This window comes from Bacteroides fragilis NCTC 9343 (assembly GCF_000025985.1).
GTDB lineage: Bacteria > Bacteroidota > Bacteroidia > Bacteroidales > Bacteroidaceae > Bacteroides > Bacteroides fragilis.
In genome coordinates, this window is record NC_003228.3 from 3618212 (window position 1) to 3637187 (window position 18976).

Here is an 18976-nt window from a genome sequence, read left to right on the forward strand (position 1 = left end):
GACCATCAGTCATTTATTTTTTATCTGTGTGAATCAGTGTAATCCGTGATGATTTTTTTTCGCAACACTCCCTACTGATGAATGATCAGTGCAGACTGTGCCGGAACCGTCACCTCAGGTCCGTATAACGAGCCCAACCCTCTTTCATCAATCACACCATCTCTGCATACAACAGTGTATTTACCTTCGGGTATCGCCAGTTTGGCAGGAACAGAACGGGCATTAAGTGCCACGATAATGTTGTCCCAAGTATCTCCGTTAGCGCGGTCTTTCAAGCGGAAAGCCACCAGATTACCACCATCTACCGGGAGGAATTCCAGGTACTTACGTACCATCTCGGCATCTCCCATACGGAAAGCGGGATGGGCTTTACGAATACTGATCAAACGCTTATAATAGGCGAACACATCTTCGTGAGTTGTCTTTCGGTTCCAATCAATGGCATTAATAGAATCGGGACTCTCAAAACTATTATGCACCCCTTTCTTGTCACGCATCACCTCTTCTCCGGCATAGATGAACGGAATACCTTGCGAAGTCAGCACTGCCGTCTGCGCCAGTTTGTCAAGTCGTACGAGTTGTTCGGGTGTGATGCCGGGGATACTCGACTTCAAGCGATCTACCAAGCACATATCATCGTGGCAGGATACGTAACTGATCATCTGAGTAGGCTGGGAAGCCCAAGGAGCTTTACTGTAATTCACCGAATCATTGTTGACTTGAGGGTGACTGACAGCTCCTACAATACCAAACTTAATGCTCTCTTCTTCCCCGGGGATCCCGGCAAGGAACGCTCCCTTATGATTATCATTAAAAGGACCACGCAACGCATCACGCATTTCATCGGAAAAGGCGGCAATACCCGGCATTTTACAAGTATTGACCTTCATTGCCAGCGAATCACCCGGATACTGAGGTGCTTCCGCTGCCCAACCTTCACCATAAATAATGATAGAAGGATCTACAGCACTGACCGCCTTACGGATTTCATTCATCGTCTCGATGTCGTGAATGCCCATCAGGTCGAAGCGAAAACCATCGATATGGTATTCCCTGATCCAGTGAAGCACGGATTCAATCATATATTTACGCATCATAGGCCGGTTGCTTGCCGTCTCGTTACCACAAGCCGAACCATTGGCCAACGAACCATCCGGCTTCTGGCGATAAAAATATCCAGGTACCGTACGTTCGAAGTTACTGCCATCGGTGTTGTATGTATGATTGTATACCACATCGAGCACTACCCGTATACCGGCTTTGTGCAGTGCCTGTACCATCTGCTTAAACTCGCGGATGCGGACAGCCGGATCGTAAGGATCGGTAGCATACGAACCATCGGGTACATTGTAATTCTGCGGATCATATCCCCAGTTGTATTTATTTTCATCCAGCTTGGTTTCGTCTACCGAAGCATAATCATAAGACGGAAGCAAATGGACGTGTGTTACTCCCAGCTCGATCAGATGATCGATTCCGGTCAGCAATTTGGCAGAGTTCATCGTACCATGTTCTGTCAATGCCAAAAATTTTCCCTTATGCTGAATCCCTGATGTAGAATCTACTGAAAAATCACGATGGTGCATTTCATAAATGATCGCATCAGCCGGTGATTTCAACGGCGGTCGCTGATCTGTCTCCCAACCTTGTGGATCGGTGGACTTCAAGTTGATAATGGCCGCACGTTTTCCGTTCACCCCTACCGCTTTGGCATTGATACCGGGTGTATCACCCATCCATTTATCGTTTACCTTGACATTGAATGTGTAGAACTTCCCCATCAGATCCTTTCTGACCGTTGCCATCCAAGTGCCTTCTTCACCCGGTTCCATAGGAATGGTTTCGTAAGCATGCCCACCTTCACCCGAGTCGAACAACATCAGACGGACTTCATCGGCAGTAGGCGCCCAAAGGGTAAACTTGGTAGACTCCGGTGAATATTCCATCTCCGTGAGACTACCCGAACGTACCGGATATAATTCGTAAGACGCATATTCTTTCTTGGCGGGAGTACAACTCACTACAGCTGTAGCCGCTGTCACTCCGATAAAGGCAAGATAGTTCATTTTCATGTTTTTCTCTCTATTATATATATTGTTATCTACTTATTGTCTAAGTTCAGAATCCGTCGCTACTTTACTCTTTCGGGATTTTTGGCTATAAAATCTTTCCAACCGCTATACCCTTTCTCCATTACCGGACGCCCCATCTGCAGGAAATGACAATAAGCAGCTGCCAATCCGTCGGTAGCATCCATAAAAACAGGCATATCCTCTTTGGCAAAATGCAGCATGCGTTGCAACATATCCGCCACTTGTTCTTTAGAGGCCTGCCCGTTGCCGGTGATGGCCATCTTTATTTTCAGCGGGGCATATTCAGTAATAGGAATATCACGGCTCAACGCAGCCGCCATCGCTACTCCCTGAGCACGTCCGAGCTTCAGCATCGACTGCACGTTTTTCCCGAAAAAAGGAGCTTCAATTGCCAGTTCATCGGGCAAGTAACTTTCGATAATACTAAGCACCCGTTCGTGGATATGACGAAGTTTGAGGTAATGATTGCCGAACTTCCTCAAATCGATGATCCCCATAGCGATCATCTCGGGTCTTGTCCCGCAAACACGGAGCACTCCGTATCCCATGATCGTAGTACCGGGATCAATGCCCAGAATAATCTTTTCTTTTACCGGCTGAATCACTCCAATACCTCCATCAATGTGGGAAATCCGACTACTTTATCCTTAAATATCTTCACCAGCTCTTGGTTGAGCCGCGCACCCTGATCCTGATGCCAGCGATGCAGCACGACAGAATCGTCCACCTCCCATTGGAGCGAATAGGAAGTACCTTCGTCACGATGACTCAACACACGACAGATGCGCGGAGCACGGAGAGCACCGTGTTTCTCTACTTCAGGAATATAACTCTCTTTGATCCAGATCAAAAAATTATCATGAACTTCGTCGTCCACCTGAAAAGTAGTATTGTATATCAGCATATTTTTTATCTTTAAGTTGATTATTTCCGCAAACATAGCAATTATTTCAGAATAATACATTATATTTGCAGCACCAAAACAGATAAACGTTCGCAAACGTTATCATTAAGCATGGGGGGTTAGCTCATCTGGCTAGAGCGTAACACTGGCAGTGTTAAGGTGATCGGTTCGAGTCCGATACTCTCCACACCCAATTAATAAAAATAGTAAATATTTCATCATTAAAGTGGGGAAATCCGTGAGGACTTCCCCATTTTGTTTTTCCAGGATTTACCACAGAGTATACCGGTATACAACACTATATACGAAACAGGACAAAAAACGAAGGCGATAGTGTTAGTTATTAGAGTTAACGAAACATGGAACGGAGTCTATTCCAGAAGCCCTCCGTTTTTTCCTCGTCCGCCTTATATTTTTCGATCATCTCGCTGGTTTCTTTCTTATATCTGTCCAGCGATGCCCCCATTTCGTCTAAGCTCGCTATACCTTCTATTATCATCTCCACTTCGTCTTTGGCCGCCGGCTCAGTTCCGGTTTCGCCCTCTTCGTTTTCCAGCTTCCCGGCATCCGGCATTGTCTCCCCGGACATCGCGAACTTCGCCTCCGTCGCCGCCATCATCTCTTTCCACGCCCCGCTTTGAGCATAGTTTTCGTCTACCAGCGCTTTTATCTGGAGCTGCCGTATTTCCTGCGCTTCCTTCCGCGACACCACCTCCACGTCTCTACCAAAATATGTTCGGGCACACCTTTCAAATTCGCTCTCGATTTTCCTCCAAGCGCCCTTTTCGCCCAGTCTGCTTTTGAAGCTGTTTTCCGTGCTATTGTATTTATACATTTCCCTCTCCAGACGGGCGACCCTCGTAATCAGTTCCCGGCGCTGAGCCCGCAGTTCCATTTCACGGATATGCAAATTCCCCACCTCGTCCGACAGTTCCTGCAGGCTTTCATCCTCTCCGGTGTTTCCGGCCTCCCCCACGTTTGGGCACTTTTCCCATTTGAGAAGTCGTTTTTTGAGTCTCTCTACGCGCTTCTCGTTCTCTCGGTTTTTCTCTTTCAGCCGTTCGCACCGTTCAATGTAATATATCTCCTTGTCGCGCAGGTCACTGCACATCCGATTAGCGTCTTCATGGTTCTGCCTTGCTCTCAGCAGCGTATGCTCCATTTCCTTAAAAGAGTCGCGGCTTCGTTCAAGGTCGGTTTGGAGACGCTTGATAAGTTCGTCCGAGCTTTCGGGCAGCCTCCTGGTCACCTTCCTGTACGCTATGAGGTAGTCTTTTACAGACTCAAATCCCATTTCCCGAGCTATCCGATACAGAGGGGCGGCTGTGAAGGCACTGTTGAACAGTTTTCGATCTTCGGTGTTCAGCTTGTCAATCATCACGCAGAGTAGTCGGTGCAGAACGGGGAGGAAACCATCCAGAAGACGCATCTTGAGTCCGGCATCTTCGTCTGCACGCAGTTCCGCCTCGATGCGCTGCTCAAACTTCGCGCAAAGTTGCTCGTAATTGGTTTTCAGGTGCGCCAACCGTTTTTCTTTCTCTACCAATTCGCACACGCTCCCGTCATCAATCAGCACCACGCTGCCCACAACGGAAGTGGTGATTTGGCTTTCACGTACCCACGCTATCACTCTCTCTACACTGATTCCATATTTATCAGATATACTTTTTACTGACTTCCAATCGGCCATATCGATACAATTTAAGGTTTGCAGAAATCAGATGCAGAGTACGAAGCACTCGCAATTTACATAATAATAGTATTAACGGACGGTTCACCCAATCACCCTTCTGCACCCGCTAAATTAATCATTTATTACATAATAACGAATCATTTGTAAATAAAATAATCGCATAGTCCTATCTTTTAACATTCACACGAGGTCCGTACGGCTCAATGAAGGTATCCCCGACGTTTTCTCCAACGCTGAAAACATTTCATCAGCGCCTCCTAGCTGACTTCGGTGATGCGATAACGACGGACAGGACCGGCATGCAGTTTATGATAGGAACAACTACAGTAACCCGTTATGATAAAAAAGAGATTCACTAGTGAAAGAAAGCACCCTCTTACACAAGAAGATGTACGTTATCATAAAAGACAGACGAGCGATTACAACACCTACTGCATGAGGAAGAGAAAACATCTCTCCACCTCCGATTATCATATACAAATAAAGAAAGAGAAAGCCTAAAGATCGGCAAGAGGCAACCAACCGACACATTTTATTTCTTTCTATCCTCTTTGATTGCAATATTATTGTTACTTTTGCAGCAATTTAACGAAAATCGAATAACAATAAATCGCAAGATATGATAGCTAAGATTAATCAACTTCTTGAAGAGGTGGGGGCCTTGAAAGCCGCCAATGCCGAAGAACTCGAAGTTCTGCGCATCAAATACCTCAGCAAGAAAGGAGCCATCAATGACTTGATGGCAGATTTCCGCAATGTGGCTGCCGAACAGAAAAAAGAAGTCGGCATGAAGCTCAACGAGCTGAAAACAAAAGCACAAGAAAAAATCAACGCACTGAAAGAACAGTTCGACAACCAGGACAACGGACAGGACGATCTCGACCTGACCCGTTCGGCTTATCCCGTGGAGCTGGGCACACGCCATCCGCTTTCCATTGTGCGCAACGAAATCATTGACATCTTTGCCCGTCTGGGATTCAACATTGCCGAAGGTCCGGAAATAGAAGATGACTGGCATGTGTTCTCCGCACTCAACTTTGCCGAAGACCATCCGGCACGAGACATGCAAGACACATTCTTCATCGAATCCCATCCCGACGTACTACTGCGCACACACACCTCATCGGTACAGAGCCGTGTGATGGAGGTTTCGCAACCACCTATCCGTATCATCTGTCCGGGACGCGTTTACCGTAACGAAGCTATCAGCTATCGTGCACACTGTTTCTTCCACCAGGTAGAAGCGCTGTACGTAGACCGCAATGTATCTTTCACCGACCTGAAACAAGTGTTGCTACTCTTCGCCAAAGAGATGTTCGGTGCCGATACGAAGATTCGCCTGCGTCCGTCGTACTTCCCGTTCACAGAACCCAGCGCCGAAATGGATATCAGCTGTAACATCTGCGGCGGAAAAGGCTGCCCCTTCTGCAAACACACCGGCTGGGTCGAAATCTTGGGTTGCGGAATGGTAGACCCGAACGTACTTGATGCCAACGGAATAGACAGCAAAGTGTATAGCGGATATGCTCTGGGTATGGGTATCGAACGCATCACAAACCTGAAATATCAGGTGAAAGACCTCCGCATGTTCTCCGAAAACGATACACGTTTCCTGAAGGAGTTCGAAGCGGCCTATTAAATTTTACTGCCGCAGACATGAACACAGAGTCTCACAGGGTTTTCTTAAAATTAAAAGAGGCTCTCTGTGAGACTTTGTGTTACTCTGCGGTCCAATCAAAACCACCATACTATGTCCAAAGATAGGCTTGTCACCCCCAGCTATGTTCTGATACTGGCAGCAAACTTCCTTTTATACTTTGCCTTCTATCTGATTCTGCCTGTATTGCCTTTCTATCTGACTGAAATTTTCCAAACCGGAAATGCAGCCGTAGGGGTCATTTTATCCTGCTACACCGTAGCTTCACTCTGTATCCGCCCCTTCTCGGGCTATCTGCTGGACACGCTGGCACGCAAGCCACTCTACCTGATCGCCTACTTCCTGTTCATCACCGTCTTTGCCGGATACATCCTTGCCGGGGTGCTGTCACTGTTCATCATGCTCCGGGTGGTGCATGGACTGGCTTTCGGAATGGTGACCGTAGCGGGTAATACCATCGTAATCGACATCACTCCTTCTTCCCGCCGCGGAGAAGCGGTAGGCTACTACGGACTGATGAACAACACGGCCATGAGCTTCGGACCGATGATCGGACTTTTTATGCACGACACCTGTTCGTTCGAGACCATCTTCCTGTGTTCACTCCTCTCCGGTACAGTGGGGTTTGCGGCTGCCTGCCTGGTAAAGACACCTGTTAAGGAACCGGTAAAACGTGAACCGATTTCACTGGACCGGTTCGTATTAATTAAAGGTATACCTGCGGGAGTGGCATTGCTCCTACTCTCCATTCCCTACGGCATGACGAGTACTTATATAGCCATGTATGCCAAGGAGATCGGGATCACACTCAGCTCCGGGCTGTTCTTCACCTTTATGGCAGTGGGCATGGCTGTCTCACGCATGTTTTCCGGACGTCAGGTGGACAAAGGACGTATCACACAAGTCATCACCCTGGGACTCTATCTGGTGTGTGCCTGCTTTTTCACACTGGCAGCCTGCGGCAAATTGATGTCGCTGAGTCCCGAACTGACAGATGTGCTTTTCTTTATGGTGGCTCTGTTGCTGGGAGTCGGATTCGGCACCATGTTTCCGGCCTTCAATACCCTGTTTGTCAACCTGGCCCCTAATAGCCAACGCGGCACGGCCACTTCCACCTACCTGACTTCATGGGATGTAGGCATCGGCATCGGCCTGATACTGGGCGGATATATCGCCCAACTGACTTCGTTCGACATGGCTTACTTCTTCGGAGCTTGCCTGACGGTGGTTTCCACCTTTTATTTCAACCTGAAAGTCGCACCCCATTATCATAAGAACAAACTAAGATGACAAAGAAAGAACGTTATGAAAAAGTAATCGCCTGGTTTCAGGAAAATGTGCCCGTGGCCGAAACGGAACTGCATTACAACAACCCGTACGAACTGCTGATCGCCGTTATCCTCTCCGCACAGTGTACAGACAAGCGGGTGAACATGATCACCCCTAGAATTTATCAGGATTTCCCCACACCGGAAGCACTGGCTGCTACCACACCGGAGGTGATATTCGAGTACATACGCAGCGTATCTTACCCCAATAACAAGTCGAAACATCTGGTGGGCATGGCACGCATGCTGGTGAACGACTTCAACAGCGAAGTACCCGATACTCTTGAAGAACTGATCAAGTTACCCGGTGTAGGGCGCAAAACGGCCAATGTCATTCAGTCCGTCGTGTTCAACAAAGCTGCCATGGCGGTAGACACTCACGTCTTCCGCGTGAGTCACCGCATCGGACTGGTAAGTAATTCCTGCACCACCCCGTTCAGTGTAGAAAAAGAACTGATGAAGAACATCCCCGACGAGCTGATTCCCATCGCTCACCACTGGCTGATCCTGCACGGACGTTACGTCTGTCAGGCCCGCACTCCCAAATGTGAAACCTGTGGTTTACAATTGATGTGTAAATATTACTGTGAGAAGTATAAAGTTAGCAAAGACACACCGAAGAGGAAGAATAAATAACGATTTCATAGCAAAAAAGAGAAATTAATACTAACTTTGCGGTCATCATAAAAGAAACTAACACTTTTAAAGTAAATAAATAAAGTATTATGCAGACAATTGACAATTTCAATTTTGCCGGTAAAAAGGCATTCGTTCGCGTGGACTTCAATGTACCCTTGGACGAAAACTTCAACATTACAGACGACACTCGTATCCGTGCTGCACTTCCTACCCTGAAGAAGATTCTGGCAGACGGTGGTAGCATCATCATCGGTTCTCACCTGGGCCGTCCGAAAGGCGTTGCTGACAAATTCTCTCTGAAACACATTGTTAAGCATGTATCAGAGTTACTGGGCGTTGAAGTTCAGTTTGCCAACGACTGTATGGGCGAAGAAGCTGCTGTAAAAGCCGCTGCTCTGCAACCGGGCGAAGTGCTGTTGCTTGAAAACCTTCGCTTCTACGCTGAAGAAGAAGGCAAACCAAGAGGATTGGCTGAAGACGCAACCGACGAAGAAAAAGCCGCAGCCAAGAAAGCCGTAAAAGAGAGCCAGAAAGAATTTACCAAGAAATTGGCTTCGTATGCAGACTGCTACGTAAACGACGCATTCGGTACAGCTCACCGTGCTCATGCTTCTACAGCACTGATCGCTAAATACTTCGACACCAACAATAAGATGTTTGGCTACCTGATGGAAAAAGAAGTGAAAGCCGTTGATAAGATATTGAACGACATCAAGCGTCCGTTTACTGCCATCATGGGTGGATCAAAAGTATCTTCTAAGATCGAAATCATCGAAAACCTGCTGAACAAGGTAGACAACCTGATCATCACAGGCGGTATGACTTACACTTTCACCAAAGCAATGGGTGGACAGATCGGTCTGTCTATCTGCGAAGATGACAAACTGGATCTGGCTCGCGAACTGATGCAGAAAGCCAAAGACAAAGGTGTAAATCTGGTATTAGCTGTTGACGCTAAGATTGCTGACGCTTTCTCTAACGATGCCAATACTAAATTCTGCCCGGTTAACGAAATTCCTGACGGATGGGAAGGTCTTGACATCGGTCCGAAATCTGAAGAGATCTTTGCCGAAGTGATCAAGAATTCTAAGACAATTCTTTGGAATGGTCCGACAGGTGTATTCGAATTCGAAAACTTCACTCACGGCTCTCGTTCAGTAGGCGAAGCTATCGTTGAAGCTACTAAGAACGGCGCTTTCTCACTCGTTGGCGGTGGCGACTCTGTAGCTTGTGTCAACAAGTTCGGTCTGGCAAATGGTGTATCTTATGTTTCTACAGGCGGTGGAGCACTGCTCGAAGCAATCGAAGGAAAAGTTCTTCCGGGTATTGCCGCTATCCAGGAATAAGACTGAAGTGAATCACTATAAGACAGAAAAGGCAACCCCGCTCGGAGTTGCCTTTTTTAAAAGCCGGAAATGGGGAGAGAGCCTCCTTTTCAGTATCCTGTTCCTTTTCTTTCTATCAGCCTGCACAGGAAAGAAAGAGAAGCATTCCGCTTTGCCGGAACTGCAAACTCTGACTTTCGGACTGATGCCTTCTTTCGATGGACTGCCTTCTCTGGTTGCTGTCCGTCAGGGTATTTATGACTCGCTGGATATCAAAATCGATTTCATTACTTATGCTTCGGCAACTGACCGCGATGCCGCTTTTTTATCGGGGAAACTGGATGGTATGCTCACCGACTACCCAGGTGCAACTCTGTTGCAGGCAAAAGGAAGCCGCTTACGTCTGGTTATGGAAACCGATGGCAGCCTCAGTCTGATAGCAAGTAAAAAAAGCAATGTTAGGAATCCGGACGACTTGAAAGGGAAGAATATTTCTGTCTCCGGCAATACCTTTGTAGAATATGCCACAGACGAAGTAATGAAACGGGCCTGCCTGCACCCCGGAGAAGTGAACAAACCTGAAATAAACAATATCCCCTTGAGGCTGATGATGTTGGAGGATGGACAGATCTCCGCATCTTTCTTACCCGGACCGGCAACGGCAATTGCCCTGAACGATGGGCATACAGCATTACTGAACACAAGACAAATGGGACTGCGTTGCACCGGAATTGTTTTCTCAGAAAAAGCCATCACGGAAAAAGACGAAGAGATCAGGCGGTTTATCACCGGCTACAATCTCGGCGTGAAATACTTGCAAACCCGTCCTCAAAACGAATGGACGGAAATTTTAGTAAAAGAATTCGGACTGCAGGAAAAGGCGGCCATGCAGATAGACTTGCCGGACTATCGGCCTGCTACCCGTCCGTCTTACCACGACATAGAAAAAATCATTGCCTGGCTGAAGAGTAAAGGGGCAATCCCCGACTATTATCCGGGAGAAAATTTAGTGGATACCACCTTCATTCCCGGCACACTCAAACCACAATAAATACAACAAAGTAAAGATGAAAAACACATTCCTGTTAACATTCGCACTGATACTCCTGGCAGGCAGCCCCCTGAAAGCGCAGGAGAAAGAAGAGGCTGCTACACTGAATAAAGTGGTCAACACACTGAAAGAGCGAATCACTCTGGCCGGATACGCGCAGTTGGGATATACCTATGACGATGCAGCAAAAAAAATGAATACGTTCGACATCAAACGAATCATTTTCATGGCTCACGGAAAGATCACGGACCGCTGGACCTGTGATTTTATGTACGACTTTTACAACGGCGGCATGATGCTCGAAGTTTACACCGATTACCGGATTCTACCCGGGCTGAAAGTGCGTATCGGCGAATTTAAGGTTCCTTATACCATCGAAAATGAATTGTCGCCCACTACCGTAGAACTGATCAACTGCTATTCTCAGTCAGTCTGCTATCTGGCAGGGGTGAGCGGCAGTGATGTCGCCTGTGGCATGACATCGGGACGCGACATCGGGGCCATGGTTCATGGAGGCCTGCTGAATGATCTGCTATGCTACAAACTAGCCATAATGAATGGACAAGGACTTAACATCAAGGATAAAAACAATCAAAAAGATATCATCGGCAACCTGATGGTGAATCCCCTGAAATGGCTGTCGGTGGGTGGTTCGTTTATCAAAGGGACCGGACACGCCATTGCCGACTCCGAAATAACCGACATCCGGGCAGGAGAAAACTATACCAAAAATCGCTGGAGCATAGGAGGCGTCATCACGACAACACCGTTCAGCCTCCGTTCCGAATATCTGGCCGGAAAGGATGGAGGCGTGAAGAGTGATGGTTTTTATGCCACCGGATGCTACCGGATGCTACGCAATTTCGACCTTGTGGCTTCGTATGACTATTTCAATGCAAACAAAGCCGTCAGTAGGAAACAGACCAATTATATAGCCGGACTGCAATATTGGTTCTATCCCAAGTGCAGGCTGCAAGCACAATACACTTTCTGCGACCGGAATAAAGGCAAAGACAGCAATCTGTTTCAGGCGCAGGTACAGGTAAGATTCTGAAATAATCATAATAACAATAACCAATGGAACACAAAATCAGCGAACCCAATGCCCGTGTAGACGTGGCCGATGTATTGAGAGGACTGGCTGTGATGGGCATCATCATCCTACACAGTATCGAACATTTCAACTTCTATTCCTTTCCGGACACTGTTCCCTGCGAATGGATGAAATTCACCGACAAAGCTATCTGGAACGGACTCTTTTTTGTCTTCAGCAACAAAGCATACGCCATATTTGCCCTACTGTTCGGCTTTAGTTTCTATATACAAGACAACAATCAGCAACGCCGCGGCAAAGACTTTCGTCTCCGGTTCATCTGGCGAATGGCGCTGCTCTTTATCATCGGGCAGTTCAATGCAGCTTTCTTTACCGGTGAGATACTGACGATGTACGCCATGCTCGGTCTGATACTTCCCCTGTCCTGTCGTCTCAGCGATCGGAGCATAGCTATCTTCGCCACTCTGCTCATCATACAACCGATAGACTGGTGCAAAGTGATCTATGCCCTTTGCAATCCGGATTATGTAGCCGGTCCCGGTCTGGCTTCCCATTACTTCGGAATTGCCTTCGATGTACAGAAAAACGGCACCTTCCTCGAAACAATCCGTATGAATCTCTGGGAAGGGCAACTCGCCAACCTGACCTGGGCACTGGAACATGGACGTATCTTGCAGACCCCTGCCCTCTTCCTCTTCGGTATGCTTGTAGGACGTAAGGGATTATTTCTTTATAGCGAACAAAACGAGCAGCACTGGCTCAAAGCATTGGGCATCTCGTTAATCTGTTTCTTTCCTCTGTATGGACTGAATAATATGTTGCCGGAGTTTATCACCCGCAACGCCATACGGGTCCCTCTGCAATTGATCATCAGCTCTCTCAGCAACCTTAGTTTCATGGTACTGCTGGTCAGCGGACTGCTTATCACTTTTTATCGCATCAAAGACCGCAGATTTCTGATGCGCTTCACCTCGTACGGAAAGATGAGCCTGACAAACTATATCGGACAATCCGTCATTGGGTCCCTCCTTTTCTATCACTGGGGCTTCGAACTAGGACGTTTCCTGGGAATTACTTATAGTTTCTTTTTTGGCATCCTTTTTGTACTTCTTCAAATGGCATTTTGTTCCTGGTGGCTCAGCCACTTCAAACACGGCCCCTTTGAAGGTTTATGGAAACGCCTTACATGGATTGGAAACAATAAACGGAAGTAAATTATGAACGAACAACTTATCAATGAACAATATCAATATATTCTCCGACTGATCGGGCAAAAACGCCTGAAGGAAGCATTAACTCAATTGGAATCATTCCTATGGAAGTGCCCCGAATGGTCGCTCCGTACCCGTCTGGAACAAATACAGACTTCGTACAGCTACATGTTGCAATACATGCGCCAGGGCGTAGAAGACCCGGAACGTAGAAAGCTGTATCAGAAACTGCTGACCGACACACTCGAGATTACCGACCAGGCGCGTATTACGTTGCTGGACAGCGTATCGAACCATTACTATCACCAGTACCGTACCCGCCTTTCCGAAGAGGTATCCCCCCTCACTCTGGAGATGCTGATGCATACGCTCGAATCGTTCAATGACGATCTTGCCGTAAGCGGATTCGTCTCAGACCAAAACATGGAGGAAGTGCTGAAACGCCATGAAGACAGTTTGAAGACTTTGTTTTTGCAAACCTGGACCCATACTAACTGGACTGCGGAAGAAGTGGCGGCCGCACAAGCCATGCTTCAGTCCGAACTGCTTCCGGTGAACGATCTTTGCCTCTTCACAAGCGCCGTTACCCTCAGTGTGATGGAGTGTTTCGATCTCAAGAAACTCTTGTGGCTGATAGATGCTTACCGTCATCCCAATGTACAGGTCAGCCAACGAGCCCTGGTAGGAATTACTTTTATCCTGCATGCCTATTCGCCACGCATCTCTTTCTATCCGGAGATCAATCTGCGCATCACAGCGCTGATGGAAGAAACTGCATTTGAAAGAGACTTGTTACGCATACATATCCAGATACTGCTCAGCCAGGAGACGGAAAAAATCGACAAGAAAATGCGTGAGGAGATCATCCCCGAAATGCTGAAAAGCATGTCGCCTATGCGCAACATGAAATTCGGCTTCGAAGAGTCCGACGAAGAGAAAGATGACACCAATCCTGACTGGGCAGATGCCATCGAGAAGTCGGGGCTAGGTGACAAGTTGCGTGAAATGAACGAATTGCAACTAGAAGGAGCCGACGTATATATGAGCACTTTCTCACAACTCAAGAGTTATCCATTCTTCAGAGAGATCTCCAACTGGTTCTATCCTTTCGACAAGCAGCAATCGGATGTGATCAAAGAGTTCCGTCATCGGGGAAAAGAGGGAGGAAGCCTATTGGAAATCATCCTGCAATCGGGTTTCTTCTGCAACAGCGATAAGTACTCACTTTTCTTCACGATGCAGCAATTGCCACAATCGCAGCGGGACATGATGCTGAATCAGCTTACGGATCAGCAGATAGAAGAATTAGCAGACCAGTCGAAAGCCGAAACGCTAAAGAAGTTCTCCGAACGTCCCGATACGGTAAGCAACCAATATCTGCACGATCTGTACCGCTTCTTTAAACTCTATGCCCGGAGACTGGAATTTCGTGACTTATTCAAAGAGTCCATCTGCCTCTACAACGAACCGGATTTGATAGATATTCTATTCAATCCGGAAGCCATGGAAGCCATAGCTAATTTTCACTTCAAGAAGAAGCACTGGGAAGAAGCCGCCGAAGCCTACGATACGATAGTTGATATGCTTATGGATGAAGAAGAAGCAGAAATCTGCCAGAAGCAGGGCTACTCCTTGCAGAAACTAAAACGATATGACGAAGCCATCAAGGCCTACCGGAAAGCAGATATCCTGAAATCGAACAACGTATGGACCAACCATCATCTGGGCACTTGCTATCGCCTCAACAGGCAATTCAAAGAGGCCCTGAAATATTATCGGAAAGTGGAAGAAGTGTTGCCGGAAGATACGAAAGTGATTTTTTACATAGGTAGTTGTCTGGCGGAAATGTGGAATTTTGAAGAAGCGTTGAACTACTTCTTTAAACTTGATTTTCTGGAGAGTAACTGCGTCAAAGCCTGGCGTGCCATCGGTTGGTGTTCGTTCATGATCGCTAAACGCGAACAGGCCATGAAGTATTATGATAAAGTGATTGATCAAAGCCCAATGCCGGTAGATTACCTGAACGCCGGTCATGTAGCATGGTCTTTGGGAGACGTGGAAAAAACCCTCTCTCTATATACCAAAGCCGCAGAACTATATGGCAGCAAAGAGCTGTTCCTTGAAGTGTTCCGTAAAGACGAGGAGATTATCACAAGCAAAGGAGTCACCCTGGATGACATTCCCTTGGTTCTCGATCTGATTTAAAACAAAAAAGAAAAACAGAATGATCAGAGTGTGGCAGGAGTTGATCACTAATTAACAGATTCCTGAGGCACTCTGATCTTTTTTAATAACCCGCTTATTATCATCCATCTGACAACGTAGCATACCCGTTAAAGCTTCCCCTGCAAAAAATAATTTGAAAATAATTTCATATCCGTGCAACTTAATACGATTCCATCACGTCTAATAGACAAAGAAAGATATAAACTAACTAAACAATAAAGGATATGAAAACAATTACATTTTTCAAAAGAGTATTAGCTTCTGCTGCATTAGTTTCAGTATGCGGATTCGCATGTGCAACCAACAATGGAAAACAGTTTATCCATAACGATACGATGGAAGGAGGAAAGTTGGTTTGCCGTGAAATATATGCAATGAACGATGCCGCCTCAGGCATACTGAATCCGGTAAAGATGTATAAATACAGCTACGATACCGATCAACAGAAAACAGTGAAATCCACCTATGCATGGAACATATTCAAGAACACTTGGGAAACAGAATCGAGGACCGTAATCTCCCGGTACGAGACCGAAACATCGGTGGAGTATTCTGTATGGAATAAAGAAAAAGGATCATTCGATCTATCAAAAAAATATATATACATAACTGACAATAACAATCAACTGATTGCCCAATATGCATACAAAATGAACTCCCGCACCAATCAATGGATATTAGAGAAAGACGCCTTGACACCCATTTACGAGAACATCTACGCAACAACCCGTTAACGGAGCCCCTCGGATGCAGGGAAAGTCAAACACCACAATCGGATGAACCGGAACGTAAAAGGAAAAAACCGGATCCGGAAGTTGGCAAAAGAACAATTATCCTATGTTCTCTTTATCGAAACATTGTCAGCCCCCCAAACGATCAATCAAGACATACTATTGGTAATCAACCGACTGAGCAATCTTGAAAGCTAACGGTAGAAAGTTTGTTTTAACACAGTGTTAAAGTTAGTGCTTTGGATATAAACAACAAGTCTTTGATACATCAAAGACTTGTTGTTTATATCCGGAAAAGTAAAAATGAAAATTATGAATTAACAATGTTAACGTCCCCTAGGCTGACTCACTTTTACCCAGTCAATCTCCATCTTTGCAGGCAATTCACTATCCATTATAGTACCGGGCCAAGTTCCGGGACCACCCAAGGCATAATTTAAAATCAAATAAAAAGAGGTGTCGAACGGCCACTGCTTTTTGACGCTCTCATCAGCCAAGTGCAAGTTAGGATAAACTAAAGTAGTAGCTCCATTCACCTTAAAAGTAAGAGCTTCGGGAGTCCACTCGATACCAAATATATTGAATTGCCCTTTATTGTAAGACACTGTTTTTGTCGGAACAGGCTTAGTGAATCCCAGATCATTTTTATAATGACTGTGAATTGTCTGATATACAATGCCATCATGATTCAACTGTTCCATAATATCTATTTCACCGCAAGCAGGCCATCCACTGTAAACGGGTTTGGCAGGCATCATCCAGATGGCAGGCCATCCGCCCTTTGCCGTCTTGGTGAAACGGGCGCATATCTCTATCTTACCATATTGAAATTCCGCTTTACCCAATGATTGCACTCCTCCTGTCTTATATACTCCGTTCACTTTTTCGGCAACCAACACTAATTTTCCATCGTGTACATAAGCCTGATCATAGCTTTCGGATAAATATTTGCTCCAGGCCGGGCTTCCCTTCTTACACAAACTCCATTTATTTCTATCAGGAATACTATCTACCTGGTTGAAATCATCTTGGAAAACGATCTTCTCCGAAACTGCATCCGCCCTTGTCAGAGGCGCATCGATCATTGAATCATCAGAAGACGAACAAGCATGGAAGAAAAGTGCCGATATGGCAACACTGCATGATAAGACAAGAAATCTTTTCATAATACTAAGATTTTAGAGTTAAACATAAAATTACTAATAAGCAACAAACCGTATATTTATTTAGTTCATCGTCCCCCATTGTTTTTTTATACAATCTGATAGAGATGACAAATCTGTCCGATTAGAATTTATGTAAGTATCAATAAAGTATCGTGTTGTCTATCCCATTCAAAGTCGTCGGCTATGAAGCCAACGCTATTTCCCCTTCCGAAAGAGGGAAAGCGAGACCGGGCACGTGCGTACCACACAATTAACATTCTTTAATCGATTGTGCGTAGGGAGATCAGACCATTTCACTGTCATCTTAATAAACGATCTCAAGAAGATATATAAAGAACCCCTAAACCCAAAACATGAATAAAAACTAATGGATATGACAACATCTTCCCAGAAGGATATTATCAATGATATTCTTTCCGCCATGCAATGTTATCCCGAAAACGAAGCATTCATTATTGACGATAAACATTATACTTATGCCCAACTCGGTGAAATAACAGCTTCTATCACCCATTCGCTATCAGAAATAAAAGATGAAAAAATCGGAATCGTAGCGGAAAACCGGATTGAAACCTATGCTGCTATTCTGGCAGTACTAGCCGGCGGAAAGACCTATGTTATCCTGCATCCTGCCTACCCGGAAGAGCGTAATCTCAAAATAGCCGCTCTGGCCGGACTGCGTACTTTGCTCTGTACAAGTGACACTGACCGGTCAGCATTCGGCACCGGACACTTCAGAATCATCGATACGGACCGGCTACCGGGAAAAGCACAGTCAGAACAACAGTCTCATTCATCGAACGAAGAAAGGAACGCTTATATCATTTTTACATCGGGAAGCACAGGCGAGCCCAAAGGAGTGCCCATCACACGGGCTAACTTGAACGCCTTTTACCGGGCATACAGTTTGCTCGACTGGAATCTGGATGAACATGATCGCATGTTGCAAATGTTCGAACTTACATTCGATGTATCCGTAGTATCCTTACTGTATCCTCTTACTTTAGGTGCTGCCGTTTATACGGTAGGCCATCAGGATGTAAAGCACTTCAAGGTGTTTGAACTTCTGGAGAAGTATCAACTGACCTTTGCCACTGTCACTCCCTCACTGCTACAACTCCTTTCACCCTACTTCGATGAAATCAATCTGCCCTCTCTGAAATATCTGGGAGTATCGGCAGAAGCATCGCAAACCGAGCTGTTGGAGCGATTCAGAAAATCGGTACCCAACGCAACGTTCATCAACCTATACGGACCGACCGAGGCTACGATTTACTGCACCTGTTACCGTATTCCGGCTTCGGACAAATGCAAGCATTACAACGGAATGGTGGCTATCGGAAAACCATTTCCCGGCATCCGCGCCATCATTGCCGACGAAGAAGGAAACGAGCTACCTCAAGGAGAGACGGGAGAACTTTGGGTATCCGGCCGGCAGGTAATGAAAGGTTATCTGGACGACCCGGAAAAATCGGCATTGGTTCTGATACACCGTCCCGACGGACAAATCTATTACCGGACCGGAGACTTGTGTATTCTGGATAGCGACGGGGATATTATTTATTGCGGACGTAAAGACTATCAGGTGAAAATACAGGGTTTCAGGATAGAACTGAGTGAAATAGAATATACTGCCCAGTCGTTTTTCAAGACTCCCTGCAGCGTGGCTGCCGTTCCGTTGCTCTGCGACGGAATCTGTAACGAATTACATCTGGCCGTCGAGACAACTGAATGTACCCAAAGCGCATTGATAGAATATCTGAAAGAAAAGCTGCCCAAATACATGCTGCCGAAGCAGATTCATTGTATTTCCCAATTTCCGGTGACCAATAGTAATAAAACAGACCGTAAAAAGATTGCCGAACTGATAAAAGAGAAGAAACTCTAAAAACAATAAT

16 protein-coding genes and 1 tRNA gene are annotated in these 18976 nt (G+C 46.1%); 12 read left to right on the forward strand and 5 right to left on the reverse strand.

Annotation, left to right across the window (positions count from 1 at the left end; genetic code table 11):
* Positions 1-71: 71 nt before the first annotated feature.
* The 3 genes from pulA to BF9343_RS14875 are packed head-to-tail and all read right to left on the reverse strand — an operon-like array spanning position 72 to position 2997.
* Positions 72-2072, reverse strand: a complete 2001-nt coding sequence (gene pulA, locus BF9343_RS14865; RefSeq protein WP_010993265.1) for a type I pullulanase — start codon at positions 2070-2072, stop codon at positions 72-74.
* 59 nt (positions 2073-2131) lie between these two features.
* Entirely contained in the window at positions 2132-2698 is a 567-nt protein-coding gene (gene ruvC / locus BF9343_RS14870) for a crossover junction endodeoxyribonuclease RuvC (RefSeq protein WP_005789290.1), read from the reverse strand.
* Complete coding sequence (locus tag BF9343_RS14875) at positions 2695-2997, reverse strand: DUF4286 family protein (protein WP_029327278.1); 303 nt, start codon at positions 2995-2997, stop codon at positions 2695-2697. The genes ruvC and BF9343_RS14875 overlap by 4 nt, the downstream gene beginning before the upstream one ends.
* A 113-nt stretch (positions 2998-3110) precedes the next feature.
* Here BF9343_RS14875 and BF9343_RS14880 point away from each other — a divergent pair.
* Positions 3111-3184: transfer RNA gene (locus BF9343_RS14880), tRNA-Ala, on the forward strand.
* Positions 3185-3346: 162 nt separating this feature from the next.
* Here BF9343_RS14880 and BF9343_RS14885 read toward each other — a convergent pair.
* Positions 3347-4687, reverse strand: coding sequence for a hypothetical protein (locus BF9343_RS14885; protein ID WP_010993267.1), 1341 nt, complete (start codon positions 4685-4687; stop codon positions 3347-3349).
* Positions 4688-5309: 622 nt separating this feature from the next.
* Here BF9343_RS14885 and pheS point away from each other — a divergent pair.
* The 10 genes from pheS to BF9343_RS23760 all read left to right on the forward strand — a co-directional run bounded on the left by pheS (position 5310) and on the right by BF9343_RS23760 (position 16110).
* Positions 5310-6329 carry a phenylalanine--tRNA ligase subunit alpha gene (gene pheS / locus BF9343_RS14890; protein ID WP_005789293.1) on the forward strand — a complete coding sequence of 340 codons (1020 nt, stop codon included), beginning with the start codon at positions 5310-5312 and terminating at the stop codon, positions 6327-6329.
* A gap of 111 nt (positions 6330-6440) precedes the next feature.
* A complete protein-coding gene (locus BF9343_RS14895; RefSeq protein ID WP_005802840.1) occupies positions 6441-7637 on the forward strand; it encodes an MFS transporter in 1197 nt (398 codons plus the stop codon).
* A complete protein-coding gene (nth, locus tag BF9343_RS14900; RefSeq protein ID WP_005789296.1) occupies positions 7634-8311 on the forward strand; it encodes an endonuclease III in 678 nt (225 codons plus the stop codon). The genes BF9343_RS14895 and nth overlap by 4 nt, the downstream gene beginning before the upstream one ends.
* 89 nt (positions 8312-8400) lie before the next feature.
* A complete protein-coding gene (locus BF9343_RS14905) occupies positions 8401-9660 on the forward strand; it encodes a phosphoglycerate kinase (protein WP_005789299.1) in 1260 nt (419 codons plus the stop codon).
* A 7-nt stretch (positions 9661-9667) separates the two neighbouring features.
* Complete coding sequence (locus BF9343_RS14910) at positions 9668-10690, forward strand: ABC transporter substrate-binding protein (RefSeq protein ID WP_005789302.1); 1023 nt, start codon at positions 9668-9670, stop codon at positions 10688-10690.
* Positions 10691-10706: 16 nt separating this feature from the next.
* Positions 10707-11744, forward strand: a complete 1038-nt coding sequence (locus tag BF9343_RS14915) for a porin family protein (protein WP_010993269.1) — start codon at positions 10707-10709, stop codon at positions 11742-11744.
* 23 nt (positions 11745-11767) lie between these two features.
* Positions 11768-12958, forward strand: a complete 1191-nt coding sequence (locus BF9343_RS14920) for a DUF418 domain-containing protein (protein ID WP_005789307.1) — start codon at positions 11768-11770, stop codon at positions 12956-12958.
* Positions 12959-12961: 3 nt separating this feature from the next.
* Complete coding sequence (locus tag BF9343_RS14925) at positions 12962-15160, forward strand: tetratricopeptide repeat protein (RefSeq protein WP_010993270.1); 2199 nt, start codon at positions 12962-12964, stop codon at positions 15158-15160.
* A gap of 245 nt (positions 15161-15405) precedes the next feature.
* Positions 15406-15915, forward strand: a complete 510-nt coding sequence (locus BF9343_RS14930; RefSeq protein ID WP_005789313.1) for a DUF3836 domain-containing protein — start codon at positions 15406-15408, stop codon at positions 15913-15915.
* 42 nt (positions 15916-15957) lie between these two features.
* The gene (locus BF9343_RS23760) at positions 15958-16110 is read left to right on the forward strand and encodes a hypothetical protein (protein WP_010993271.1); all 153 of its coding nucleotides are present in this window, start codon (positions 15958-15960) and stop codon (positions 16108-16110) included.
* A gap of 128 nt (positions 16111-16238) precedes the next feature.
* On the opposite strand, the gene BF9343_RS14935 is transcribed toward BF9343_RS23760, so the two are convergent.
* Positions 16239-17078, reverse strand: a complete 840-nt coding sequence (locus tag BF9343_RS14935; RefSeq protein ID WP_010993272.1) for a glycoside hydrolase family 16 protein — start codon at positions 17076-17078, stop codon at positions 16239-16241.
* A gap of 373 nt (positions 17079-17451) precedes the next feature.
* Between BF9343_RS14935 and BF9343_RS14940 the strand changes: the two genes are divergently transcribed.
* Positions 17452-18966, forward strand: coding sequence for an amino acid adenylation domain-containing protein (locus BF9343_RS14940; RefSeq protein ID WP_010993273.1), 1515 nt, complete (start codon positions 17452-17454; stop codon positions 18964-18966).
* Positions 18967-18976 lie beyond the last annotated feature (10 nt).